This is a genomic window from Actinomycetospora cinnamomea (assembly GCF_003096675.1).
Lineage (GTDB): Bacteria > Actinomycetota > Actinomycetes > Mycobacteriales > Pseudonocardiaceae > Actinomycetospora > Actinomycetospora cinnamomea.
Genome location: NZ_QEKW01000001.1, coordinates 166325 through 189153 on the forward strand (window position 1 = coordinate 166325; position 22829 = coordinate 189153).

The window sequence follows — 22829 nt, forward strand, 5'->3', positions numbered from 1 at the left end:
CTGCGCCGCCCGCCGTCGGGGCCGCCCTCGCCCGGACCCGTCCTGCGCGACGTGCCGGGCGAGGAGTGGACCCTGCGCTACCGCACGGTCCACGGCTACCGCCGCGCGTTCCGGATGGCGGGCTCGGGTCCGGTCCTGCTGCTAATCCACGGCATCGGCGACGACTCGTCGACGTGGCGCCCGCTGCTCGACGACCTCGCCCGCGACCACACCGTGCTCGCCCCCGACCTGCTCGGTCACGGCGGCTCGGACAAGCCCCGCGGCGACTACTCGGTCGCGGCCTACGCGTCGAGGCCAGCACGCCGATAGGGGCATGCGGGACCTGCTCGGGGTGCTCGACATCGACCGCGTCACGCTCGTCGGGCACTCGCTCGGCGGCGGGATCGCGATGCAGTTCGCCTACCAGTACCCGGAGCGCACCGAGCGGATCGTGCTCGTCGGCGCCGGCGGGGTCTCACGGTCGGTGAGCCCGGCGCTGCGCGCCGCCTCGCTGCCGGGCGCCCAGCTCGTCCTCGGGATGCTCGGCCTGCCCGGGATGCGCACCCCGACCGAGGCCGCGGTCTGGGCGCTGCGCCACCTCGACCACCCGCTGGGTCGCGACGCCGAGGACCTCGTCCGCATCGTCGATGCCCTCCCCGACGCGACCAGTCGCAGCGCCTTCCTCCGGACCCTGCGCGCGGTGGTCGACTGGCGCGGGCAGGTCGTCACCATGCTCGACCGCTGCTACCTCACCGCCGGCATGCCGACCCTGCTGCTCTGGGGCGGCGACGACGTGATCGTGCCCGTGGAGCACGCGCAGCTCGCCCACGAGGCCATGCCGGGCAGCCGCCTCGAGGTCTTCGACGGCGCGGGGCACTTCCCGTTCCACACCCACCCGGACGAGGTGCTGCGGGCGCTGCGGGAGTTCCTCGCCGACACCGAACCCGCGCACTGGAGCGCTGCCGAGTGGCGGGCGCTGCTCCGGCGCGGTCGCGTCGCCGGCGATGGGTGAGGATGGCGTCGTGAGCGCCTCCTCCCCCGCCACCGAGTCAGCCGAGTCAGCCGAGTCAGCCGAGTCAGCCGACGACCCCTACCTCTGGCTCGAGGACGTCACGGGCGACGACGCGCTGGCGTGGGTGAAGGAGCGGAACGCCGAGTCGCTGGACGAGCTCACCGGATCCGACCGATTCGCCGAGCTGCGCGACGAACTGCGGGCCGTGCTCGACGCCGACGACCGCATCCCCTACGTCCGACGGCGCGGCGACCGGCTCTACAACTTCTGGCAGGACGCCGCGCACCCCCGCGGCCTGTGGCGGCGCACGACGCTGGAGAGCTACCGCTCGGGCGACCCCGACTGGGAGCTCCTGCTCGACGTCGACGCGCTGGCCGCGTCCGAGGACGAGAACTGGGTGTGGTCGGGCGCCGCGGTGCGCTGGCCCGACCACCAGCGCGCGCTCGTGCAGCTCTCCCGCGGTGGCGCGGACGCGACCGTCGTACGCGAGTACGACCTCGCGACGACGACCTGGGTGGACGACGGGTTCACGCTGCCCGAGGCCAAGAGCCGGGTCGGCTGGATCGACGACGACACCGTCTTCGTCGGCACCGACCTCGGGCCGGGCTCGCTGACGACCTCCGGCTACCCGCGGGTGATGCGGCGCTGGCGGCGGGGGCAGCCGGTCGCCGAGGCCGAGGTCGTCTACGAGGCCGCGGAGGGCGACGTCTCAGCCTTCGCCGCGCACGACCACACCGAGGGCTGGGAGCGCGACTTCGTCGGGCGGAGCCCCGACTTCCACACCACCGAGGAGTACCTGCTGCGCCCCGACGGGTCGCGCGTCCTGATCGACGTCCCCGCCGACGCCGAGACCGACGTCCATCGCGAGTGGCTGCTCGTGCGCACCCGCTCCCCCTGGACGTTGGAGGGTGTCGAGCACCCGGCGGGCGCGTTGCTGTGCTTCGGGTTCGACGAGTACCTGGCGGGCGACCGGACGGCCCGCGTGCTCTTCGAGCCCACCCCCGGCCGCTCGCTGAGCTACCACGCCTGGACGCGTCACCACCTCGTGCTCGCGGTGCTGACCGACGTCGTGACGCGGCTCGAGGTGCTCACGCCGGGCCGGGACTGGGCGCGCCGCGAGCTGCCCGCCGGGCCGGAGCTCGGGTCGGTGGACGTCGACGGCGTCGACCCCGACCAGGGCGACGAGTACTTCCTCGACACCGACGGCTACACCCAGCCCTCGACGTTCCTGCGCGGCGAGCTCGGCCTCGAGACCGACCCCGAGCCCGAGGTGCTGCGCACCGCCCCGGCGCGCTTCGACGCGACCGGGCTGGAGGTGCGCCAGTACTTCGCGACCTCCGACGACGGCACGCAGGTCCCCTACTTCGTGGTCGGGCGGGTGGCCGACACCCCGGGGCCGACGCTGATGACGGGCTACGGCGGCTTCGAGATCGCCCTGACACCCGGCTACAGCGGCGTCGTCGGGCGCGGCTGGCTCGCCCGCGGCGGCACGTACGTCGTGGCCAACATCCGCGGCGGCGGCGAGTACGGGCCGACATGGCACACCGCGGCGCTGGGCGAGCACCGCCACCGCGCGTACGAGGACTTCGCGGCCGTGGCGCGCGACCTCGTCGCCCGCGGGATCACCACGCACGAGCAGCTGGCGATCCACGGCGGCAGCAACGGCGGGCTGCTCATGGGCGTGATGCTCACGCGCTACCCCGAGCTCTTCGGCGCGATCGTGGTGATGGTGCCGCTGTTCGACATGCGGCGGTTCCACCTGCTGCTGGCCGGGGCGTCGTGGATGGCGGAGTACGGCGACCCCGACGTGCCCGAGGAGTGGGCCTGGATCGCGCAGTACTCGCCGTACCAGAACCTGTCGGGGGACGCCTCCTACCCGCCGGTGCTGGTCACGACCTCGACCCGCGACGACCGCGTCCACCCCGCCCACGCCCGCAAGGCGGTCGCCCGCCTGCGCGAGCAGGGCCACCGCGTCGAGTACTACGAGAACATCGAGGGCGGCCACGGCGGCGCGGCCGACAACGCCCAGCGCGCGTTCCAGTGGGCGCTCGTGTTCGAGTTCTGCTGGCGGCAGGTGGGCTGACTCGTATGTGCGTGATCTTCCGAGCTATAGCTCGGAAGATCACGCACATGGTCACCAGAGGTCGCGGGTGTACCAGTGGTGGGCGTAGGGGTTGGCGTTGTACGGCTCGGTCTCGACGAAGCCCTCGCGGGCGTAGAGCGCGCGGGCCTCGAGGAGGTCGTCGGCGGTGTCGAGGACGAGGCGCCGCAGCCCCGCCTCGCGGGCCAGGTCGGTCAGGTACGCGAGCAGCCGCGTACCCAGCCCCTGCCCGCGCACCTCCGGGTCGACCCACATGCGCTTGATCTCCCCCGCCCCGGGCGGCACGTCGGCGCCCTCGTAGCGCAGGCCCGCGCCCCCGACGACGCGGTCGCCCTGCTTGGCGACGACGAAGATGCCCGACGGCGGGGTCAGGGCCAGCGGGTCGTCGGCGAGGAACTCCTCGGTCCACGTCGGCGCGGGGGCCTTGTCGGGCCAGCGCCGGGCGAGCTCGCCGGCGTAGGCGCGCAGGGCGGCGAGCCCGTCGGGCGAGTCGGGACGCACGGCGGCCAGGGCGATCTCCACGCCCCCATCCTGCCGGGTGGCGTGATCATCCGTTCCAGTCCACCAACTGCACGATCACGCGGTTGGGGTCGCGGACCTGGAACGCGCGCTCGCCCCACGGCTCGGCGGTCAGGGGCATGGTGACCGTGACGCCCTCGGACTCGAGCCGCGCCAGCTCGCCCTCGAGGTCGTCGACCTCGAACGCGAGGATCAGCCCCGCGGCGTGCTCGTCACGCTGGTCGGGCGGTAGCGAGGGCAGGCCCGTACGCAGGAAGATCACCGACATCCCGGTGTCGGGCCGTCGCAGCGAGGCGAACCCGTCGGCGGCCATGGCCTGCTCGAAACCGAAGTGGTCGACGAGGAAGGCGGCCGACGCCTCGGGATCGGCGACGGTGAGGGAAACGGCGGACGCGGTGACCTTCATCGGAACCCTTTCTCCGTACGTCGTACATCGTACGTTGTACACGAATTTCTGAGACGATGGCGCCGATGAGCGCCGACCCCGCCCGCACGCTCGCGCTGCTGTGGCGCGAGCCCGATCGCGCCCGTTCCCGCGGACCTCGCCGCGGGCTCGACGTCGACACCGTGGTCGCGGCCACCACGGCGCTCCTCGACGCCCACGGCGCCGAGGCGCTGACCATGCGCCGGCTCGCCACCGAGCTCGGCGTGGCGCCGATGACGCTCTACACCTACGTCCCCGGACGCGAGGCCCTGCTCGACCTGGCCCTCGACGCCGCCTACGCCGCGATGCCGCGCACGAACACCGCGGGACGCCCGTGGCGCGAGCGACTGACCGCCGTGGCCGAGGACAACCGCGCCCTGCACCGGGCCCACCCGTGGACGGCGCACGCCGACCCGTCCCGGCCGGTCCTCGGGCCGGGCGAGACGGCCAAGTACGAGCACGAGCTGGCCGCCTGCGACGACCTCGCCGTGCTGGCGAGCCTCGACGACGTCGACCTTGACGCCGCGCTGACCTTCCTGCTCGACTTCTGCCGCGCCGCCGCCCGCGCCGAGCAGGACGCGGGGCCCGAGGACCCGCAGGCGTGGTGGTCGGCCCGCGAGCCGGTGCTGGCCCGCGTCCTCGACCCCGAGCGCTACCCCCGGGCCGTGCGCGTCGGCGCGGCCGCCGGCGCCGCGGCGGGAGCGGCGCGCGACCCGGAACGGGCGTGGCGCTTCGGCCTGGAGCGGGTGCTGGACGGCCTGGGAGCGCTCGTCAGCTGAGCACGTGCCGGTCGCGGCCGGCGCCGATGCCCATGAGCACGGTGGGCACGACGAGCACGGTCATCACCAGCAGCGGCACGGTCCAGCCGCCGGTGAGGTCGTGCAGCGCGCCGAGTCCCGACGGACCGACGGCAGCCAGCGTGTACCCGACGCCCTGGGCCATCGCCGAGAGCTCCGCGGTGTGGGCGGTGTCGGGCGAGCGCAGGGTGATCAGGAGCAGCCCCATCGCGATCATCGAGCCCTGGGCGACGCCGACCAGCACCATCCACAGTGCCGGGACGGTCGCGGGCGCGAGGATCAACCCGGCGTAGCCCGCGACGTAGAAGGCGCACAGGACCGTGATCAGGCCGCTCTGGCTGCGCCGGCGCATGGCCAGCGACGGCATGGTCGCGGAGAAGACCAGCCCGACGACGCCCGCGAGCGAGAGCAGCAGCCCGGCCTCGGCGGGGCTGCGGCCGGCGTCGACGTAGATGGTCGGGATCCAGGCCGACGTCGCGTAGAACTGCAGGGACTGCAGCCCCATGAACAGCGTCACCTGCCAGGCCAGCGGGTCGCGCACCATCGCCCGGCGCATCGCGGCGCCCTCCCCCGGTGGCTCCGGGGGCACCGTCCGCCGCCGGGCGCGGGGCACCCACACGACGAGCGTCACGAGGGTGAGCAGCCCCCACAGTCCGAGCGTGAGCCGCCAGTCCAGCCCCGTGACGCGTTGCAGCGGCACGGTGACGGCCGCCGCCAGCGCCCCGCCGCCGGTCAGCACCATCGAGTACGCGCCGGTCATCGCCCCCGTGCGGTGGGGGAAGTCCCGCTTGACCAGTGTCGGCAGCGACACGTTGCCCACCGCGATCGCCGTCCCGACCAGCACGCTGCCGGCGAGGATGACGGCGAGCACGTCGACCAGGCGCAGCGCGATGCCCGCGGCGAGCACGAGCATGGCGGTCACGAGCAGGCGCTCGAGGCCCCAGCGCCGGGCCAGCCGCGGGGCGACGGGCGCGAGCAGCCCGAAGCAGAGCACCGGCAGGCTCGTGAGCAGCCCGGCCACCCCGCTGGAGATGCCGAGGTCGGCCTGGGCCTGGTCGACCAGCGGCGCCACCCCGACCACCGGCGGGCGGAGGTTCGCCGCGAGCAGCAGCACCGCGAACGCGGCGAGGGCACCGCCGGGACGGACCGCGGCCGGTGCGCTGGAGGCCGGGGCGCTCACACCCAGCGCCGCGCGACCTCGTCGGCGGCGGCCCGTCCCTGCGCACGACCCGCGCGGGCCGAGGCCGGCATCGTCGACGGGTCCAGGACGTTCGTGCCGAAGGCCGCCACGGACTCCTCGTCCGCGACGATCGCCACCGCGTCGGTGTCCGGGTGCTGCTCCTGGCGGTGCTCGATCTCCTGGGCCACCGACCGGAACGGCCCGCCCGCGGGCGGATCGAGCGGCGCGACGACGAGCACGCGGTCGGCCGGGCCCCGGATCTCGAACCCGTCGTCGTCGGCACGCGCCACGTGCACCACCGACGCGACCCCGCCGTCCATGTAGCGCCGGCGGCCGGCCGTCATCGGCGGCCACACCCCGGGCACGGCGCAGCTCGCCGCCACGGCGTCGACCAGCGTGACCCGCGCGTCGCGGGTGAAGACGGCGAGCTCGCCGGTCTCCGCGTCGACGGCGGAGATCCGCAGGTCCGTCGCGGGCCACTCCTTGACGGGCAGCCGGACGTCGATGACGGCGCGCCGCTCGGACTCCGGCGGCGTCTCCGCCGAGAGCGCCCAGGTGCCCAGGCGCGCCCGCATCTCCCCGGCGTCGCGGGCGCCGGACATCGCGGCGGCGATCTCGGCGCCCAGGGCCTCCATGTCGAGAGCGGCGGGCCGCCCGGTGGTGTCGGCCGACCGCCCGTTGAGGTGCTCCTCGTGCACCGCCGCGAGGTCAACCCCCGTGGTCAGGAGGGCGCCGACGACGCTGCCGGCGGAGGTGCCCACGACGCGGTCGGCGAGCGAGAGGTTGACGCCGGCCTCGGCCAGCCCGACCAGCACGCCCACCTCCCACGCGATGCCGGCGAGGCCGCCCCCGCCGAGGACGAGGGCACGGACGGGTGACGAGGGAGCGTCGGCGGTCACCGCGCCACCTTCCTCCGCCATCCCGACGCCCGCACGGGCGGTGTCCGGGTTCGAGCGTGTGGCGTTGCGGACACTGGATGACAGCGATGGCCCACCGCTGACATCACAAACCCGGCGTGTCGCGCGCCCGGGCGTGGCGGGGCGGTCACGTCGTGCGGGACTCGGCCTCGGCGACGCGTTCGACGACGGTGAGGACGCTGTCGGGGTTGAGCGACATCGAGTCGATGCCCGCCTCGACGAGGAACTCCGCGAGGTCGGGGTGGTCGCTCGGGCCCTGGCCGCAGATGCCGACGTAGCGGCCCTTGGCGTGCGCGGCCTCGATCAGCATCGTGATCATCTTCTTGACGGCGGGGTTGCGCTCGTCGAACAGGTGGGTCAGGCGGTCGTCGTCGCGTCCGATGCCCAGGGTCAGCTGGGTCAGGTCGTTGGAGCCGATGGAGAACCCGTCGAAGCGGTCGGCGAACTCGTCGGCCTGCAGGATGTTCGACGGGATCTCCGCCATCACGTAGACCTGCAGGTCGTCGCGGCCCCGCTCCAGGCCGTACTGCGCCATCGTCTCCAGCACCCGGTCGGCCTCCTCCGGCGTGCGGCAGAACGGCACCATCACGACGACGTTGGTGAAGCCCATCGTCGTGCGCACGCGCTCGAGCGCCCGGCACTCCAACGCGAACGCCTCGCGGTAGTCGTCGCTGTCGTAGCGCGACGCCCCGCGCCAGCCCAGCATCGGGTTCTCCTCGTCGGGCTCGAACTGCGTCCCGCCGATGAGCCCCGCGTACTCGTTGGTCTTGAAGTCCGACAGCCGCACCACGACCGGCTCCGGGTACTGCGACGCCGCGATCGTCGCGATGCCGTGCGCCAGGTGGTCGACGAAGTACTCGCCCTTGTCCTCCCAGCCCGCGGTCAGCTCCTCGATCTGCCGGCGCGCGTCGGGGTCGGACACCTCGTCGAGGTGCAGCAGCGCCAGCGGGTGGGCCTGGATCACGTTGTTGACCAGGTACTCCATGCGCGCGAGCCCGATGCCGTGCGCGGGCAGGCGCCACCACTGCATCGCCGCGGCGGGGCTGCCGATGTTCATCATCACGCGCGTGCGGGTCTGCGGCACCGCCTCGAGGTCGAGCTCGCGCTCGGAGAACGCGAGGATGCCGTCGTAGACGTGCCCCTCGTCGCCCTCGACGCACGACAGCGTCACCTCGCGGCCGTCGGCGAGGACCTCGGTCGCGTCCTGGGTGCCGACCACCGCCGGCACCCCGAGCTCGCGGCTCACGATCGCTGCGTGCGACGTGCGCCCACCGCGGTCGGTGACGATGCCGGCGGCGCGCTTCATGATCGGCACCCAGTCGGGGTCGGTCATGCTCGTGACCAGGACCTTGCCGTCGGAGAAGCGGTCGGCGTCCTCGGCCGAGGAGATCATCTGGACCTCGCCGGCGGCCACCGCCTGCCCGATCGCGAGCCCGGAGACGAGCAGCTCGCCGGTCTCGTCGAGGCTGAACGTCGACAGCGTCCCGGCGCCCGCGCGCGACTGCACGGTCTCGGGACGCGCCTGGACCACGAACAGCTCGCCGGTGCGGCCGTCCTTGGCCCACTCGACGTCCATCGGGCGGTCGTAGTGGCGCTCGATCACCGCGCCCCACCGGGCGAGGTGGAGCACCTCGTCGTCGGTGAGGACGAGCGTGCGGCGCTCCTCTTCGGTGGTGTCGACGTTGACGGTGGGCGCGTCGCCGGAGTCGGTGTAGACGCGCTTGCGCTCCTTGGCCCCGACGGTGCGGGCCAGGATCGGGACGAGGCCCTCGGAGTCGAGGAACGGCTTGTAGACCGTCCACTGGTCCGGGGTCACCTCACCGCCGACGACGTTCTCGCCGAGCCCCCACGCGCCGTTGATGATCGCGGTGTCGGGGAAGCCGGTGTCGGTGTCGATGGTGAACATCACCCCGGCGCTCGCGAGATCGGAGCGCACCATCTTCTGCACCCCGATCGACAGCGCGACCTCATCGTGGTCGAACCCCTGCTCGACGCGGTAGCTGATCGCCCGGTCGGTGAACAGCGACGCGTAGCAGTCCTTGCACGCGGCGAGCAGCGCGTCGGCGCCCACGACGTTGAGGTAGGTGTCCTGCTGGCCGGCGAAGCTCGCCTCGGGGAGGTCCTCGGCGGTGGCGCTGCTGCGCACCGCGACGTCGACGTCGGTCGTGTCGTAGCGCTTGCCGAGCTCCTCGTAGGCCGCGCGGATCGCGTCCGCCGTGGCCTGCGGGAACTCGGCGGCGTCGAACAGGTCGCGGACGGCCTGCCCGGCGTCGGCGAGCTCGCGCCGCCCGTCGGCGAGCTCGCCCAGGATGCCGCGGATCTCCGCGTCCAGGCCGTTGGCCTCGACGAACGAGCGGAAGGCCGCCGCGGTGGTCGCGAACCCACCGGGTACCCGGATGCCCTGACCGGTCAGGTTGGCGATCATCTCGCCGAGCGAGGCGTTCTTGCCGCCCACCTCCTCGACGTCGCCCGCACCGACCGTCTCGAGCCATCGGACCTCGTCCGCCACCGCGTCCTCCTCCGTCGAGGCCGGGTGCACCGCCGCTGTCGCGACGGTTGCGCACGCCCGAACCACCGAGCGGTTTCCCCCATGTGGCACCCGGGGGAAACGCGGGAGCGATTCAGGAGGGCGGGCGCACCAACCGGGCGGCCAGGCGGTCGATCTCGGCGTCCGGGTCGGCGGTGAGCCCGGTGTGCACGGGGCCGGGCTGGAGGACGGTGCTGCGCGGTGCGGTCAGCCAGCGGAAGCGCTCGCCGGGCGAGAGCGCCCCGGCCGGTCCCTCGCCGCGCACCGCCCGCTCCCACGCGTCCAGGGCGTCGGTCAGGGCCTCGAGGTCGACGCCCGGGGCGAGCGCGCGCACGCGGTCGGCGTCGAGGTGGGCGCGAACGGCGAGATGCTCGCGATGGCGGCAGTACAGCAGCACCGCGACGTTGACGAGCTCCCCGCGCTCGATGTCGGGCACCACCCGCACCAGCGCGTACTCGAAGGTGTCCATCGCTGCGGTCACGTCGGCACCCACGCCTCCCGGGCGGCCAGCCGCGCGAGCAGGTGATCGACGTACGCCGCGCGGGTGGCGCCGGGCTCCTCGTCGAGCCACACCTCGGGGACGACGTCCACCACATCGGTGAGCAGGCCGCGGTCGACGCGCCCGGCCAGCTCGGCGTCGGCCTCGGCGCGGGCGGTCGCCACGGGCGCGAGGACGTGGTCGCCCGTGTCGTAGGGCCTGGCGACGACGGTCGCCGCCCGGGCCCAGGAGTGGTGGAAGTACAGGCAGGCACCGTGATCGATCAGCCAGAGGTCGCGGTGCCAGCGCAGCAGGTTGGGGTTGCGCCACGAGCGGTCGACGTTCTCGACGAACGCGTCGAACCACAGCACCCGCGACGCCTCGAGCGCGTCGACGCGGTGCGCGACCGGGTCGAACCCGATGGCGCCGGGCAGGAAGTCGAGGCCGAGGTTCTCCCCGCCGCTGCGCGCGAGGAGCTCCTGGACCTCCCAGTCGGGCTCGGACCGGGCGATGACGGGGTCGAGGTCGAGCACCACGAGCTCGGGCACCCGCAGGCCGAGCCGCCGCCCGAGCTCGCCCGCGACGATCTCGGCGACGAGCGCCTTCGGGCCCTGCCCCGCCCCGGTGAACTTGGCGACGTAGGTGCCCAGGTCGTCCGCCTCGACCAGCCCCGGCAGGGAGCCCCCCTCGCGCAGCGGCGTCACGTACCGGGTGGCCCTGACCCGGCGCAGCGCTGACACCGGTCCATCCTGGCGGGCCGTCCGCGCCCTCAGCGCTCCGGGGTGACCTCGTGCTCGACCGCGGGCGCGACCCCGATGCGGCGCAGCAGGAACAGGCACGCGACGGCGATGTCGTTCCACGCGGTGGCCGCCTCGGCCCGCGACCAGTCGATCTTCTCGCGCAACGCGCGCGCCGTCGGCAGCACCTTCGACAGGTCGCACGCGTGCTCGTTGAGCGCCGCCAGCTTGCCGATCAGCAGGTCGGTGGCGTCGAGGACCGGCATCTGCACCGACAGGACCTCCTGCTCGCCGGCCCGGGCGAGCAGCTCCTCGTCCACGGGCTCGCCGGCGAGGCGGAACAGCACGTCCACCAGCGCGCCGTCGCTGTAGACCTTGAACAGCCAGTCCTCGGGCGGCTGACGCACGTCCAGGCCGGCCTCGGCGAGCACCTCCGCGGCCCGCCCGGCCTCGGCCTCGGCGACGACGAAGTCGACGTCGTTCTCCGGCTCCGGCCCGCCGAGCGCCCACCCGGCGTAGCCGCCGGCCAGCGCGAACCCGACGCCGCCGTGACGCAGGGCCACCGCGACGCGTTTGAGCGCCTCGCGGCGTCCGTGCCCGTCCGGCGGGTGCTCGGCAGCGGCCAGGTCGCTCACCCCGAGGGCACTACCCCGGCTGATCGAGAGCGAACCGGGGCACCCTGGGCGGCGTGCGACTGGGGACCTGGAACGTGCTGCACGGCGCCGCGACGGCCACCGGCCCGGCCGACGTCGACGGCTTCGCCACCGCGGTCGGCGCGCTCGACGTCGACGTGCTGGGGCTGCAGGAGGTGGACCGTGCCCAGCCCCGGTCCGGCGGCGCCGACCTCACCGGGATCGCGGCCACGGCGATGGGGGCCGGCGAGCACCGGTTCGCCGCGACGCTGCTCGGCATGCCGGGCGACTGGGCGCCGTCCCCCGACAGCGAGCCCGGCGACACCCCGGCCTACGGGATCGCGCTCGTCTCGCGGCTGCCGGTGACCGATTGGCGGGTCCTGCCGCTGCCCCGCCTGCCCCGCCGGGTGCCGCTCCTGCTCGGGCGCCCGCGGCGCTGGGTGTGGGTCCGCGACGAGCCGCGCACGGCCGTGGCCGCCCGCGTGGTCGGCCCGCACGGGCCGGTCACCGTCGCGACCACCCACCTGTCGTTCATCCCGGGCTGGAACCTCGTCCAGTTGCGTCACCTCGCGCGCGCCCTGCGCGGTGACGGACCGGTGGTGCTCACCGGCGACCTCAACCTCGGGGTCCGGCGGGCCCGGCTCGCCAGCGGCCTGCGGGGGCTCGTGACCGGCCAGACGTTCCCTGCCCACGCGCCGGTCCGCCAGATCGACCACCTGCTCGGGCGCGGCGTCGTCGCCTCCGCCCCGCGCGTGCACCACCCGCCCCTCTCGGATCACCGCGCGCTGTCCGCCACCGTGGTGCCGGAGGGCTGAGACGGCACCGGCTGCGGGAGCGAGGGTCACCCTGGCTGCGTGGGGGACAGCGAAGGCGTCCCTCGGCTCCGCGACGTGGCGCCCGCGAGGGCCGCCGGTCAGACTCCGTCCTCGCGCGCGTCGCACAGACGGGAACGCAGGCCCGCGACCTCGGCACGCCAGTGCGGGGCGTCGAGGCGCTCGGCGAGGGCGTCGGCACGGTCGAGGGCGGCACCCGCCTCGCGGGGCTCGCCCGCGGCGAGCGCGGCGCGGGCGAGGACGAGGTCGACGGGCGCGAGGACGAGCTGGCCGTTCACGGTGTGCACCAGCCGGCCGCTCCACGGCGCGAGGTCGGCGCGGGTGCGGCGCAGGACGGCGCCGTCGCCGAGGCGGGCGGCGGCGAGGCACTGCAGCGCGGTGTCGAGCAACCACGTGCCCTCCCGCGGCCGCTGCGGCACCGGCCAGGCCGCCCGCGCGCGGTCCCCGAGGCCCGCATCGAGGCGGGCGTGCACGAGCAGCACCGCGACCCGCCGCGATCGCGGCCTCGCCGCCGAGCTCGGCCGCGGCGGTGCGGCTGGCGACCAGCCGGTCGATCTCGGCCGCGGCCCAGGGCTGGTCGGCGGACGCGGCGTAGGGCGGGCCGGTCCAGCGGGTCCGCGCGCGCTCGAGGTGGGCGAGGGCGGCGGCCGGGTCGCCCTCGGCGAGCGCGCGGCGGGCGGCCGCGACGAGGGCGACGTCGTGCCACGCGTCGACCGCCTCGACAGGGGAGATCGAGCCGGTAGCCCGGCGCCGCGCTGACCAGCACGGTCGCCGGTCGACGCGGTCCGCGGTCGGGTTCGAGCACCCACCGCAGGTGGGAGACGTAGGCCTGCAGCGCGCCCACCGGCCGCGGCGGCGGCTCGCCCGCCCACAGGTCCTCGACGAACCGCTCGGTCGGCACCACCGCTCCGCCGGCGGCCACGAGCAGCGCGAGCACCGCGCGCTGCCGGGGCCCGCCGAGGTCTAGACGCCGGCCGTCGAGGTGCGCACGCACCTCGCCCAGCACGCCGATCTCGAGCACGTCGCCAGGCTACGGCGATCATGCTCGCGGCCCGGGGTCAGGCGGGGGCGACCCGCTCCCAGAAGTCGGTGAACTCGACGGTGTCGAAGAACGCGATGACCTCGACGATCGCCTCGGTCTCCCGTGCGGGGTCGAAGCGCAGGTACCAGGTGTAGGTGTTGTCGTACGGCCGACCGTCGCGGGCGGTGGCGTGCGCGTCGAAGAGCACGACCACCCAGTCGCCGTCGGCGAGGAGGTGGCGCACCGTCGGCACCAGGCGCTCGGACATCCGCGCGTTGAACGGCTCGATGACGGTGCCGATGAAGTCGGCGCGGCTGGTGTAGGTCCGCGAGACGGGGCTCCGGCCGACGATCGTCCAGGTGGCGTCCTCGGCGAGGAGGGCGAACGGGCCGCCGGTGCCCGCGGCCCAGGCGTCGAACGCCTCGTGCACCTGGTCCTTGGCGGCCTGCTCGCGGGCAAGATCGCGGGAGACGGCGGTCATCTGCGGCCCTCCGGGGTCGTCCGAGGCGTGAGCCCGGAGTGTGACACCCCTGGCGCGAGGGGCGCCGCCGTCCGACGTGGACGGCAGCGCCCCTCGCGGAGCCGGGGAGCGGGCCCGGGTCAGCTGCAGCCGCTGGTGGAGCCGCAGCCCTCGCACACGTAGCAGGAGCCCGCGGGCCGCATCTTGGTGCCGCAGGTCAGGCACAGCGGCGCGTCGGCCGCCTTGCCCTGCTGCAGCTCCAGCAGCTCGGTGGAGCTGCCCACGGAAACGTCGGCCCGACGCTCCCGCGGCGACTCCCCGGGCTCGGACGTCGAGACGTCCACCGACGTGCGCAGCGACTCGACGTCGACCGGCTCGGCCGCCGGCGCCGCCGGTGCCGCAGCTGCGGCGCCGTAGTCGGTGGTCGCGACCTGGGCCGAACGCTCGTCCGCGGAGAAGATGCCCAGCTGGGCCCGCTTCTCGTAGGGCAGGTGGTCGAGCGCGATCCGGCGGAACAGGTAGTCGACAACGCTGGTGGCCATCCGGACGTCCGGGTCGTCGGTCATGCCGGCGGGCTCGAAGCGCATGTTGACGAACTTGGAGACGTAGGTCTCCAGCGGCACGCCGTACTGCAGAGCGATCGAGATGGCCATCGAGAACGCGTCCATGACACCGGCCAGGGTGGAGCCCTGCTTCGACATCTTGACGAAGATCTCGCCGAGCCCGTCGTCGGGGTACGAGCCCGCGGTCATGTAGCCCTCGGCACCGGCCACGGTGAACGACACCGTCTCGCTGGGGCGCTTCTTGGGCAGCCGCTTGCGCACCGGGCGGTGGTCCTGAGCGACCGCTGCGCCCCCGTCGCCGGTGGTCTTCTCCGCCGTCGTGCCGCCGGCCTTGCCGGTGGACAGCGGCTGACCGACCTTGCAGTTGTCGCGGTAGATCGCGAGCGCCTTGAGCCCCATCTTCCAGGACTCGAAGTAGATCTCCTCGACGTCGGCCACCGTCGCCTGCTCGGGCATGTTGACCGTCTTGGAAATGGCGCCGGAGATGAACGGCTGCACCGCGGCCATCATCCGCACGTGACCCATCGGGGCGATCGAGCGCTGGCCCATCGCGCAGTCGAACACCTCGTAGTGCTCGGGGCGCAGGCCCGGCGCGTCGACGACGTGGCCGTGCTCGGCGATGTACTCGACGATCGCCTCGCTGGTCTCGGCCGGGTAGCCCAGCGCCTCCAGAGCGCGCGGCACGGTCTGGTTGACGATCTGCATCGAGCCGCCGCCGACCAGCTTCTTGAACTTGACCAGCGAGAAGTCCGGCTCCACCCCGGTGGTGTCGCAGTCCATCATGAAGCCGATGGTGCCGGTGGGGGCGAGGACGCTGGCCTGGGCGTTGCGCCATCCGTCACGTCCGCCGACCTCGAGGCCGCGCTGCCACTCGTGGGTGGCGGCGTCGCGGATGCGGGCGTCCTCACGGTGCAGCGTGCGGATCGCGTCGTTGGCCGCCGCGTGCTTGCGCATCACCCGACGGTGGGCGTCCGCGTTGCGGGCGTAGCCGTCGTAGGGCGCGACGGCACCGGCGAGCTCGGCCGAGCGGCGGTACGCGGTGCCCGTCATCAGCGAAGTGATCGACGCGGCCAGCGCGCGGCCGCCCTCGGAGTCGTAGGCGTGGCCGGTGGCCATCAGCAGCGCCCCGAGGTTCGCGTAACCGATGCCCAGCTGGCGGAACGCGCGCGTGGTGTCGCCGATGGCCTGGGTGGGGAAGTCGGCGAAGCAGATCGAGATGTCCATCGCGGTGATGACCAGCTCGACCGACCGCACGAAGTCCTCGACACGGAACGCGCCGTCGTCGCCGAGGAACTTCATGAGGTTCAGCGAGGCGAGGTTGCAGCTGGAGTTGTCCAGGTGCAGGTACTCCGAGCACGGGTTGGACGCGGTGATGCGCCCCGACTCGGGCGAGGTGTGCCAGTCGTTGATCGTGTCGTCGTACTGCAGCCCCGGATCGGCGCACTCCCAGGCCGCCTCGGCCATCTCCTGGAACAGGGCCGTGGCGTCGACGGTGTCGATGACCTCACCCGTCGTGCGCGAGCGCAGGCCGAACTCGGTGCCCGACTGCACCGCGCGCATGAACTCGTCGGAGACCCGGACCGAGTTGTTGGCGTTCTGGTACTGCACCGAGGTGATGTCGGTGCCGCCGAGGTCCATGTCGAACCCCGCGTCGCGCAGCACCCGGATCTTGCGCTCCTCGTCGCGCTTGGTGGCGACGAAGGCGGCGACGTCGGGGTGGTCGACGTCGAGGACGACCATCTTGGCCGCCCGGCGGGTGGCGCCGCCGGACTTGATGGTGCCGGCGGAGGCGTCGGCCCCGCGCATGAACGACACCGGGCCCGACGCCGTGCCGCCGGAGGACAGCAGCTCCTTCGACGAGCGGATGCGCGAGAGGTTCAGGCCGGCGCCGGAGCCGCCCTTGAAGATCAGCCCCTCCTCGCGGTACCAGTTGAGGATCGACTCCATCGTGTCGTCGACCGACAGGATGAAGCAGGCGCTGACCTGCTGGGGCGAGGTGGTGCCGACGTTGAACCACACCGGCGAGTTGAAGCTGAAGTACTGGTGCAGCAGCATCCAGGCCAGCTCGTGGGAGAACACCTCGGCGTCGGCCGGCGTCGCGAAGTAGCCGTGACGGCGCCCCGCCTCGGTGTAGGTGTCCACCACCCGGTCGATGAGCTGGCGCAGGCTCGACTCGCGCCCGTCGGTGCCGAGCGCGCCGCGGAAGTACTTGCTGGTGACGATGTTGACGGCGTTGAGCGACCACGCCTGCGGGAACTCGACGCCACGCTGCTCGAAGTTGACCGAGCCGTCGCGCCAGTTCGTCATCACCACGTCACGGCGTTCCCAGGCCACCTCGTCGTAGGGGTGGACCCCCGGCGTGGTGTGGACACGCTCGATCGTCAGGCCCCGTCGCGGCGCGGCGGAATCCGACTCCTCGGACGTGGTGCCGACGGTCTCCGTCATCGGTGTCATCCCTTGTTCGTCGTTCTGACGGCCCGGCGACGCTTCCCCACGCTCCGACCCGCCACGATTTCCCCGACCGCTAGTCCCCGGCCGCGCTCGCCACCGCGTCCCCCGCACCGTCGTCCCCCGCAGTGTCGCCCCGACCCCCGACAGCGCCGACCGTGTCGACCGAGCCGGCCCGCACTCCGCGCAGGTCCGCGATCTCGGCCTCGAAGTCGGCCACCGACGAGAAGTTGCGGTAGACGCTGGCGAACCGCAGGTAGGCCACCTCGTCGAGCTCGCGCAACGGGCCGAGGATCGCCATGCCGACCTCCTGGCTGGGCACCTCCGCGGTGCCGCCGGCCCGCACGGTCTCCTCGACCCGGTGGGCGAGCCGGTCCAGGGCGTCCGGGTCGACCGGGCGTCCCTGGCAGGCCCGCGCCACACCGCGCACGACCTTGTCGCGGCGGAACGGCTCGGTGACCCCACTGCGCTTGACCACGGCGAGCACCGGCTCCTCGACCGTGGTGAAGCGCTTCCCGCACGACGAGCACGACCGGCGTCGCCGGATCGCCTGACCCTCGTCGGCCTCGCGCGAATCGACGACGCGGGAGTCCGCGTTCCGGCAGAACGGGCACCGCACGCGACCACCTCCTCCCCCGTGTGGACACCGGCCGGAGTTGTCCCCACCCCCGGGTGCCCGCACCCGGTCCCCGTCGCCCGCTGGGGACGGACCTGGGGATCGCCGGGCCCGGATCCGTGGATCGAGCGCCTCCGCCGGTGGACCACCACCGCCGACCGGTGGAGGACCCTGTGGAGGGGTCCGACCACCGTGTGCACAAGCTGTGGACTAACTACATCAGTGTAACCACTAGATGTTGGGGTGGGACGGTAGCGACGGGCCGACGCTCGATGCAACTCCACAGACGTGTGCCGGACACCCGCGCGCCGAACGGACGACGCGTCCGGGCCAGCGGCGCGCGCTCGCGACGAGGGGGACGGGCGGTGCCCGAGTGGGTGGCGAGCTCGGCGACGGTCCGCCCGCGGGGCGCTTCAGCCCGCGGCGGCGACCGGGACGACCAGGGGACGCCCGGGGGCCACGGCCGCATGCTCCAGGGTGTTGAGCTCGCGGATGCGGGCGACAACTGCACCCGTGTCGGCGCCGGGCGCCACGCGGGCGGCGACGTCGGAGAGCGACTCGCCGGCCTCGACGACCGCCACGGTGGTGCCCGCGGGGGCGGGCGCCGTCGCCGCCCCGACCGGGACCAGGAGGGCGACGAGCACGCCGAGCAGCACCCCGAGCACGACACCGAGGACCGCGGCGGCGAGGACCCGGCGCCGGCGCAGCACCGCGGGCGCGACCGCGGGGCGTGCGGGCCCGCCGGCCGGGCGGGGGTCGCGGCCCGCCGCGACGCGCGGGCGCACCGGCGGGAGGACCGCCGGGCCACGACGGCCGGCCGGACGCACCGGGCCGCGGACGTCGTCGGGACGCGCCGGACGGGAGCCGGCGGGCCGGGCCGGCGCCGGGCGCACGGGCGGCACCACCGCGTCCCCGTGCGGGCCCGCCACCTCGACGTCGCAGCGGCCCTGCGGACCTGTCGTCCCCACGGACATGTCGACCTCCTCGACTCGCACACGCGTTCGATCGAACGCGTGTGCGATGTCTAGCATCGACCCCCGACAACGTCGACGGATCGCCCGGCGTGTCGTTCGAACACGTGTTTGATCCCGTCGGTCCTCGGCGCTAACTTCGCGGCGTACCCCGTTCGCGGGCAGAGCCGCGTCCGGCGTCCGCGGGCGCCGGACGACGACGTCGGAAAGGACACGGTCATGGCACGCACGCCCCAGGGCCCGCGCAGCCCCGAGGACACCGGGGCGCCGCCGGCCGACGCCGTGGTGCCCGCTCGGGTGCACCCCTTCCCCGAGCCGGCGGACGCGGACGCCTCGCCCGGGCTCACCCCGCGGCAGCGCAGGGTGCTCGAGGTGATCCGCGACCACGTCGAGCGCAACGGCTACCCGCCGAGCGTCCGTGAGATCGGCGACGCGGTCGGGCTGACGTCGACGTCCTCGGTGTCCCACCAGATGCGCACGCTCGAGAAGAAGGGCTACCTGCGCCGCGACCCGAACCGGCCGCGCGCCCTGGACGTGCGCCTGCCCGAGGAGCTCGAGGGCGCGGAGACGCCCGACCACACCGAGGAGATCCGCGCCGACCGCCCCGCGCCCACGTTCGTCCCGGTCGTCGGCCGCATCGCGGCCGGCGGCCCGATCCTCGCCGAGCAGGCCGTCGAGGACGTCTTCCCCCTGCCGCGCGAGCTGGTCGGCGAGGGGTCGCTCTTCCTCCTGCGCGTCGCGGGCGACTCGATGGTCGAGGCCGCGATCACCGACGGCGACTGGGTGGTCGTGCGCCAGCAGCCCGTCGCCGACAACGGCGAGATCGTCGCCGCCATGATCGAGGGCGAGGCGACGGTCAAGACGTTCAAGCGCAAGGACGGGCGGGTCTGGCTGCTGCCCCAGAACCCCGACTACGAGCCGATCCCGGGCGAGGACGCCACCGTGCTGGGCAAGGTGGTCGCCGTCCTGCGCCGTCTCTGACGGCCCCGGCCGGCGACGGGACGTGCGCTCCTACCCGCCGCCGCGGCGCCGACCCCGACCCATCAGCGCGACGACCGCGGCGCCGACGGCGCCGGCGAGGAGCACCGCGCCGAGGGTCAGCAGCGGTCCGGGCAGCCCCACCCGCTCGGGCGTCGGCACGGCCATGGGTACGGCCATGGGTGCGGCCGTGGGTGCGGGTGACGGTGCGGGCGCCCCGCTGTCGACGAGCCCCGCGGCGCCGGGCACCACCCGCAGGGCGGCGGGCTCGCGGGCGGCCGGCGTCTCGCCGGCCGAGAGCAGGCTGCCGTCGGGCGTGAACGCGATCGCCTCGCCCTGGATCTCGCCGGGCAGCGGCACCCGCACGGGCGGGCCCTGCAGCGCGGCGACCACGTCCTCGGCGGACGCGGTGCCGTGCGGCGCCGCGTAGAGCCACGCGTCGGCGTAGGTGCGCAGGGCGACGACCCGCCCGTCGGACGAGATCGCTCCGCCGGTGTAGCTGCCCGCCCCGAGGTCGGTGAGCGCCTCGCCGGGCACCACGACCTCGCCGGCCCGCCGCAACGGGCGCGGCGTCAGCGCCGGCTCCTCCCCCACGGGATCGTCGGCGACGTAGATGCCGCTGCGCCCACCGAGGTCCTTGGTGACGATCACCGGGCGGTCGTCGCCCGGCATCAGCAGCGACTCCGCGTCGTGCCCCCCGTCGGGGTAGGCGAGGCGCGTGACGACCTCGCCGCCGTCGGGGTCGAGCCGCAGGACCGCCACCGAGCTGCGCCGGCGCCCGTTGTCGCCGATGTCGGCGATCCACAGCGTGCCGTCGGCCCGGCGCGCGAGGTCCTCGACGTCGCGCCCGTCGACCGGTACGGCACGCAGGCCCACCACCGCACAGGCGCCGTCGAGGCGGAAGACCGTGCTCGGGTTGCCGCTGTCGTTGACCACCTGCGGGCCCTCGGGGCCCTCGACGAGCCCCGAGACCTCGGCGAGCCGGGCGTCCTCCAGCGTGCAGCGCACCTGTGGGTCGGCCGACGCGGGCGTGGGCAGGAGCACCGGCAGGACGACCAGCAGGACGGTCACGCCCCGGAGGGCGGCGGTGCTCAGGACACGTGCGCCGGGTCGACGGCCGCGCGCCGCAGCGAGGCCGCGAGCTCCTCGGACACCCGGGCGTGCAGCACCGTGCCGTCCTCGGTGTGGCGCTCGGCGAGCACCTCGCCGTCGGAGTGGGTCCGCGCGACCAGCGCGCCCTCCGTGTAGGGCAGCAGCACCTCGAGCTCGACGTCGGGGTGCGGGAGCTCCTCGGCGAGACGCGCCCGCAGCCGGTCGAGACCCTCGCCCGTGCGCGCCGAGACGAACACCGCGCCGGGCAGCGCCGCGCGCAGCTGCGCGAGGGCCAGCGGCTCGGCCGCGTCGACCTTGTTCACCACGAGAAGCTCGTGCGGGGCGGACGACCCGGCCACCGAGGTCGAGCTCCGCGGCACGCCGTCTCCCGAGACCTCGGCGAGCACCTCGCGCACCGCCGCGATCTGGTCCTGCGCCGACGGGTCGGAGCCGTCGACGACGTGCAGGAGCAGGTCGGCGTCGGAGACCTCCTCGAGCGTGGAGCGGAACGCGTCGACCAGCTGGTGCGGCAGGTGGCGCACGAACCCGACGGTGTCGGTGAGCGTGACCTCGCGCCCGTCGGCGGTCTCCCACCGGCGCGTCGTCGGGTCGAGGGTCGCGAACAGCGCGTCCTGGACCAGCACGCCCGCGTCGGTGATGGCGTTGAGCAGGCTGGACTTGCCGGCGTTGGTGTAGCCCGCGATGGCCACCGACGGGACGGCCCGCTGCTGGCGGCGTCCGCGCTTGGTCTCGCGCACCGTCGACATGCCCTCGATCTCGCGCCGCAGCTTGGCGATGCGACGGTGGATGCGCCGGCGGTCGGTCTCGAGCTTGGTCTCGCCCGGCCCGCGGGTGCCCACGCCCCCGCCACCGGCGCCGCCACCACCGGCGCCACCGCCCTGCCGGGACAGCGACTCGCCCCAGCCGCGCAAGCGGGGCAGGAAGTAGCGGAGCTGGGCGAGCTCGACCTGGGCCTTGCCCTCCCGCGAGCGGGCGTGCTGGGCGAAGATGTCGAGGATCAGCGCGGTGCGGTCGACGACCTTGACCCGCAGCTTCTCCTCCAGCTGGCGCAGCTGGCCGGGCGAGAGCTCGCCGTCGGCGATGACCGTGTCGGCGCCCGTGGCCTGCACGGTCTCGCGCAGCTCGGCGAGCTTGCCCGAGCCGACGAACGTCGCCGGGTCGGGCGTCTGGCGGCGTTGGACGAGCCCGTCGAGCACCTCGGAGCCCGCGGTCTCGGCCAGGCGGGCCAGCTCGACCAGCGACGCGTCCGCCTCGCGGGCGGTGCCCTCGGTCCACACGCCGATGAGGACGACGCGCTCGAGACGCAGCTGCCGGTACTCGACCTCGGTGACGTCGGTGAGCTCGGTGGACGACCCCGCGAGCCCGGGCACGCGCCGCAACGAGGAGCGCTCCTCGAGGTCGAGGGCGCCGCCGGTGGGCTCGTCGTCGGGGCCGGGGTCGGACACCCCGGGGGTCGCGTCGAGCCGGATGTCGCTGCGGCGGTCGCGACGGCCGCTCACCGGGGCGGGCGCCGTCGTGGTGCGGGGGTCCTGCGCTGCGGGTCCTGTCATGTCACCTTCCATGGTTCCACGAGGCACAACGCGAAAACCACCGCGGCGCTTCCTCAGACCCCGATGGCCAGCGGCGCGCCCCAGGTGCCACGGGCCACGAGCTCGGCGGGCCCGGTGAGCGTGGTGGTGGCCCCGTCGACGCCGACCACGAGCGTGCCGCCGGGGGTGTGGACGGTGACCGCGCCCGTCCCGCGGCCCTCCGCGCCCAAGGCGGCGACCGCGCCGGCGACGGTCCCGGTGCCGCACGAGCGGGTCTCCCCCGAGCCGCGCTCGTGCACCCGCAGGCGCACGGCACCGTCGCGCAGCGGCGTCAGCACCTCGACATTGACCCCGTGCGGGAAGAGTGAGGTGTCGAACGCGGGTGGGCGGGCGAGGTCGAGGGCGTCCAGGTCGCGCAACGTCACGCAGGCCAGGTGCGGGTTGCCGACGTCCACGGCGACGCCCTCGAGCTCGACCCCGTCGACCACGGCGGTGGAGGCGGGACCGAGGACGGCAGCGCCCATGTCGACGGTGACCGGGCCGGTGTGGTCGACGGTCACCCAGCGGGTGCCGGCGCGGGTGGCGACGGGGTGGGTGCCGGGGCCGACGAGGCCCGCGTCGACGAGGTAGCGGGCGAACACCCGCACCCCGTTGCCGCACATCTCGGCGATCGAGCCGTCGGCGTTGCGGTAGTCCATGAACCACGTGGCCTCGGAGGCGTCGATCCCGGCCACGTCGGCCGGCGGCGCATCGGTGCGCACCACGCGCAGCACCCCGTCGGCACCGATCCCCCGTCTGCGGTGGCACAGCGCGCGCACCAGCGCCCCGTCGCCGTCGGCGAGGTCGATCTCCCCGTCGGGGTCGGGCAGGACGACGAAGTCGTTCTCGGTGCCGTGGCCCTTCACGAACTCCACGTGCCCCAGCGTATCGACGGGACGAAACCTGCGTGGTCCGCAGAACAGCCCGCTCCGCAAAAATGCAGACTCTGCAAGTT

Annotated in this window: 20 protein-coding genes and 3 pseudogenes; 5 read left to right on the forward strand and 18 right to left on the reverse strand. The window is 74.4% G+C overall.

The features are described 5' to 3' along the window. The first annotated feature begins 114 nt into the window (after positions 1-114). Both C8D89_RS00845 and C8D89_RS00850 read left to right on the forward strand, forming a co-directional pair. Positions 115-991, forward strand: a pseudogene (locus C8D89_RS00845) (alpha/beta fold hydrolase). Next, a complete protein-coding gene (locus C8D89_RS00850) occupies positions 984-3074 on the forward strand; it encodes a prolyl oligopeptidase family serine peptidase (protein ID WP_116706189.1) in 2091 nt (696 codons plus the stop codon). Before C8D89_RS00845 ends, C8D89_RS00850 begins: the two are co-directional and overlap by 8 nt. Before the next feature lie 51 nt (positions 3075-3125). Here the strand turns inward: C8D89_RS00850 and C8D89_RS00855 are convergent, their stop codons facing one another. Together C8D89_RS00855 and C8D89_RS00860 are read right to left on the reverse strand one after the other, a co-directional pair. Continuing rightward, complete coding sequence (locus C8D89_RS00855) at positions 3126-3614, reverse strand: GNAT family N-acetyltransferase (protein WP_116706190.1); 489 nt, start codon at positions 3612-3614, stop codon at positions 3126-3128. A 25-nt stretch (positions 3615-3639) separates the two neighbouring features. Continuing rightward, the gene (locus C8D89_RS00860; RefSeq protein ID WP_116706191.1) at positions 3640-4017 is read right to left on the reverse strand and encodes a VOC family protein; all 378 of its coding nucleotides are present in this window, start codon (positions 4015-4017) and stop codon (positions 3640-3642) included. A 65-nt stretch (positions 4018-4082) separates the two neighbouring features. Here C8D89_RS00860 and C8D89_RS00865 point away from each other — a divergent pair, with 65 nt between their 5' ends. Further along, complete coding sequence (locus C8D89_RS00865) at positions 4083-4814, forward strand: TetR/AcrR family transcriptional regulator C-terminal domain-containing protein (RefSeq protein ID WP_207786987.1); 732 nt, start codon at positions 4083-4085, stop codon at positions 4812-4814. Here the strand turns inward: C8D89_RS00865 and C8D89_RS00870 are convergent. From C8D89_RS00870 to C8D89_RS00895, 6 genes are all read right to left on the reverse strand, one after another. Further along, on the reverse strand, positions 4807-6012 hold the full coding sequence (locus C8D89_RS00870; protein ID WP_116706193.1) for a CynX/NimT family MFS transporter: 1206 nt from the start codon (positions 6010-6012) through the stop codon (positions 4807-4809). The two genes, C8D89_RS00865 and C8D89_RS00870, sit on opposite strands and share 8 nt — an antisense overlap. After that, entirely contained in the window at positions 6009-6911 is a 903-nt protein-coding gene (locus C8D89_RS00875; protein ID WP_207786988.1) for a patatin-like phospholipase family protein, read from the reverse strand. The genes C8D89_RS00870 and C8D89_RS00875 overlap by 4 nt, the downstream gene beginning before the upstream one ends. A gap of 145 nt (positions 6912-7056) precedes the next feature. After that, a complete protein-coding gene (ppsA, locus tag C8D89_RS00880) occupies positions 7057-9438 on the reverse strand; it encodes a phosphoenolpyruvate synthase (RefSeq protein WP_116706823.1) in 2382 nt (793 codons plus the stop codon). 112 nt (positions 9439-9550) lie between these two features. Then, complete coding sequence (locus C8D89_RS00885; protein ID WP_243417672.1) at positions 9551-9937, reverse strand: DUF3037 domain-containing protein; 387 nt, start codon at positions 9935-9937, stop codon at positions 9551-9553. Then, on the reverse strand, positions 9934-10674 hold the full coding sequence (locus C8D89_RS00890; protein ID WP_243417674.1) for a HipA family kinase: 741 nt from the start codon (positions 10672-10674) through the stop codon (positions 9934-9936). Before C8D89_RS00890 ends, C8D89_RS00885 begins: the two co-directional genes overlap by 4 nt. Positions 10675-10703: 29 nt before the next feature. Further along, a complete protein-coding gene (locus C8D89_RS00895) occupies positions 10704-11306 on the reverse strand; it encodes a nucleotidyltransferase (protein WP_116706195.1) in 603 nt (200 codons plus the stop codon). 53 nt (positions 11307-11359) lie between these two features. Between C8D89_RS00895 and C8D89_RS00900 the strand changes: the two genes are divergently transcribed. Beyond that, the gene (locus tag C8D89_RS00900) at positions 11360-12118 is read left to right on the forward strand and encodes an endonuclease/exonuclease/phosphatase family protein (RefSeq protein ID WP_116706196.1); all 759 of its coding nucleotides are present in this window, start codon (positions 11360-11362) and stop codon (positions 12116-12118) included. Positions 12119-12216: 98 nt separating this feature from the next. On the opposite strand, the gene C8D89_RS00905 is transcribed toward C8D89_RS00900, so the two are convergent. The 7 genes and pseudogenes from C8D89_RS00905 to C8D89_RS30015 form a co-directional block, all read right to left on the reverse strand. Beyond that, positions 12217-12618, reverse strand: coding sequence for a hypothetical protein (locus C8D89_RS00905; RefSeq protein ID WP_165825474.1), 402 nt, complete (start codon positions 12616-12618; stop codon positions 12217-12219). A gap of 55 nt (positions 12619-12673) precedes the next feature. Then, positions 12674-12868: pseudogene (locus C8D89_RS31030) on the reverse strand (BTAD domain-containing putative transcriptional regulator); the annotation flags it as partial. Positions 12869-12929: 61 nt separating this feature from the next. Further along, positions 12930-13157: pseudogene (locus C8D89_RS31035) on the reverse strand (AfsR/SARP family transcriptional regulator); the annotation flags it as partial. Positions 13158-13194: 37 nt separating this feature from the next. Continuing rightward, positions 13195-13638 carry a nuclear transport factor 2 family protein gene (locus tag C8D89_RS00915; protein WP_116706199.1) on the reverse strand — a complete coding sequence of 148 codons (444 nt, stop codon included), beginning with the start codon at positions 13636-13638 and terminating at the stop codon, positions 13195-13197. 119 nt (positions 13639-13757) lie between these two features. After that, positions 13758-16625, reverse strand: coding sequence for a vitamin B12-dependent ribonucleotide reductase (locus tag C8D89_RS00920; RefSeq protein WP_116706826.1), 2868 nt, complete (start codon positions 16623-16625; stop codon positions 13758-13760). A 79-nt stretch (positions 16626-16704) separates the two neighbouring features. Further along, positions 16705-17247, reverse strand: coding sequence for a transcriptional regulator NrdR (nrdR, locus tag C8D89_RS00925; RefSeq protein ID WP_243417676.1), 543 nt, complete (start codon positions 17245-17247; stop codon positions 16705-16707). A gap of 410 nt (positions 17248-17657) precedes the next feature. Further along, entirely contained in the window at positions 17658-18218 is a 561-nt protein-coding gene (locus C8D89_RS30015; protein WP_243417859.1) for a LysM peptidoglycan-binding domain-containing protein, read from the reverse strand. Positions 18219-18434: 216 nt separating this feature from the next. On the opposite strand from C8D89_RS30015, the gene lexA reads away from it, so the two are divergent. Continuing rightward, positions 18435-19196 carry a transcriptional repressor LexA gene (gene lexA, locus C8D89_RS00935; protein ID WP_116706200.1) on the forward strand — a complete coding sequence of 254 codons (762 nt, stop codon included), beginning with the start codon at positions 18435-18437 and terminating at the stop codon, positions 19194-19196. A gap of 30 nt (positions 19197-19226) precedes the next feature. Here lexA and C8D89_RS00940 read toward each other — a convergent pair whose 3' ends face one another. Genes C8D89_RS00940 through dapF form a run of 3 tightly spaced genes read right to left on the reverse strand, consistent with a single transcriptional unit; the run spans position 19227 to position 22758 of the window. Continuing rightward, positions 19227-20264 (reverse strand): NHL repeat-containing protein, encoded by a 1038-nt coding sequence (locus tag C8D89_RS00940; protein ID WP_116706201.1) that lies wholly within the window; start codon positions 20262-20264, stop codon positions 19227-19229. A 20-nt stretch (positions 20265-20284) separates the two neighbouring features. Continuing rightward, the gene (gene hflX, locus C8D89_RS00945) at positions 20285-21856 is read right to left on the reverse strand and encodes a GTPase HflX (RefSeq protein WP_116706202.1); all 1572 of its coding nucleotides are present in this window, start codon (positions 21854-21856) and stop codon (positions 20285-20287) included. A gap of 53 nt (positions 21857-21909) precedes the next feature. Then, positions 21910-22758: a diaminopimelate epimerase gene (dapF, locus tag C8D89_RS00950; protein WP_116706828.1), complete on the reverse strand. Its 849-nt coding sequence runs from the start codon at positions 22756-22758 to the stop codon at positions 21910-21912. Positions 22759-22829: the final 71 nt, after the last annotated feature.

What these genes read in the sequence shown, in the direction of transcription:
- C8D89_RS00850 (WP_116706189.1), top strand. Translation starts at nt 984, where the DNA reads ATGGGTGAGGATGGCGTCGTGAGCGCCTCCTCCCCCGCCACCGAGTCA.
- C8D89_RS00860 (WP_116706191.1), bottom strand. Translation starts at nt 4,017, where the DNA reads ATGAAGGTCACCGCGTCCGCCGTTTCCCTCACCGTCGCCGATCCCGAG.
- C8D89_RS00865 (WP_207786987.1), top strand. Translation starts at nt 4,083, where the DNA reads ATGAGCGCCGACCCCGCCCGCACGCTCGCGCTGCTGTGGCGCGAGCCC.
- C8D89_RS00915 (WP_116706199.1), bottom strand. Translation starts at nt 13,638, where the DNA reads ATGACCGCCGTCTCCCGCGATCTTGCCCGCGAGCAGGCCGCCAAGGAC.
- C8D89_RS00920 (WP_116706826.1), bottom strand. Translation starts at nt 16,625, where the DNA reads ATGACGGAGACCGTCGGCACCACGTCCGAGGAGTCGGATTCCGCCGCG.
- C8D89_RS30015 (WP_243417859.1), bottom strand. Translation starts at nt 18,218, where the DNA reads ATGTCCGTGGGGACGACAGGTCCGCAGGGCCGCTGCGACGTCGAGGTG.
- lexA (WP_116706200.1), top strand. Translation starts at nt 18,435, where the DNA reads ATGGCACGCACGCCCCAGGGCCCGCGCAGCCCCGAGGACACCGGGGCG.
- hflX (WP_116706202.1), bottom strand. Translation starts at nt 21,856, where the DNA reads ATGACAGGACCCGCAGCGCAGGACCCCCGCACCACGACGGCGCCCGCC.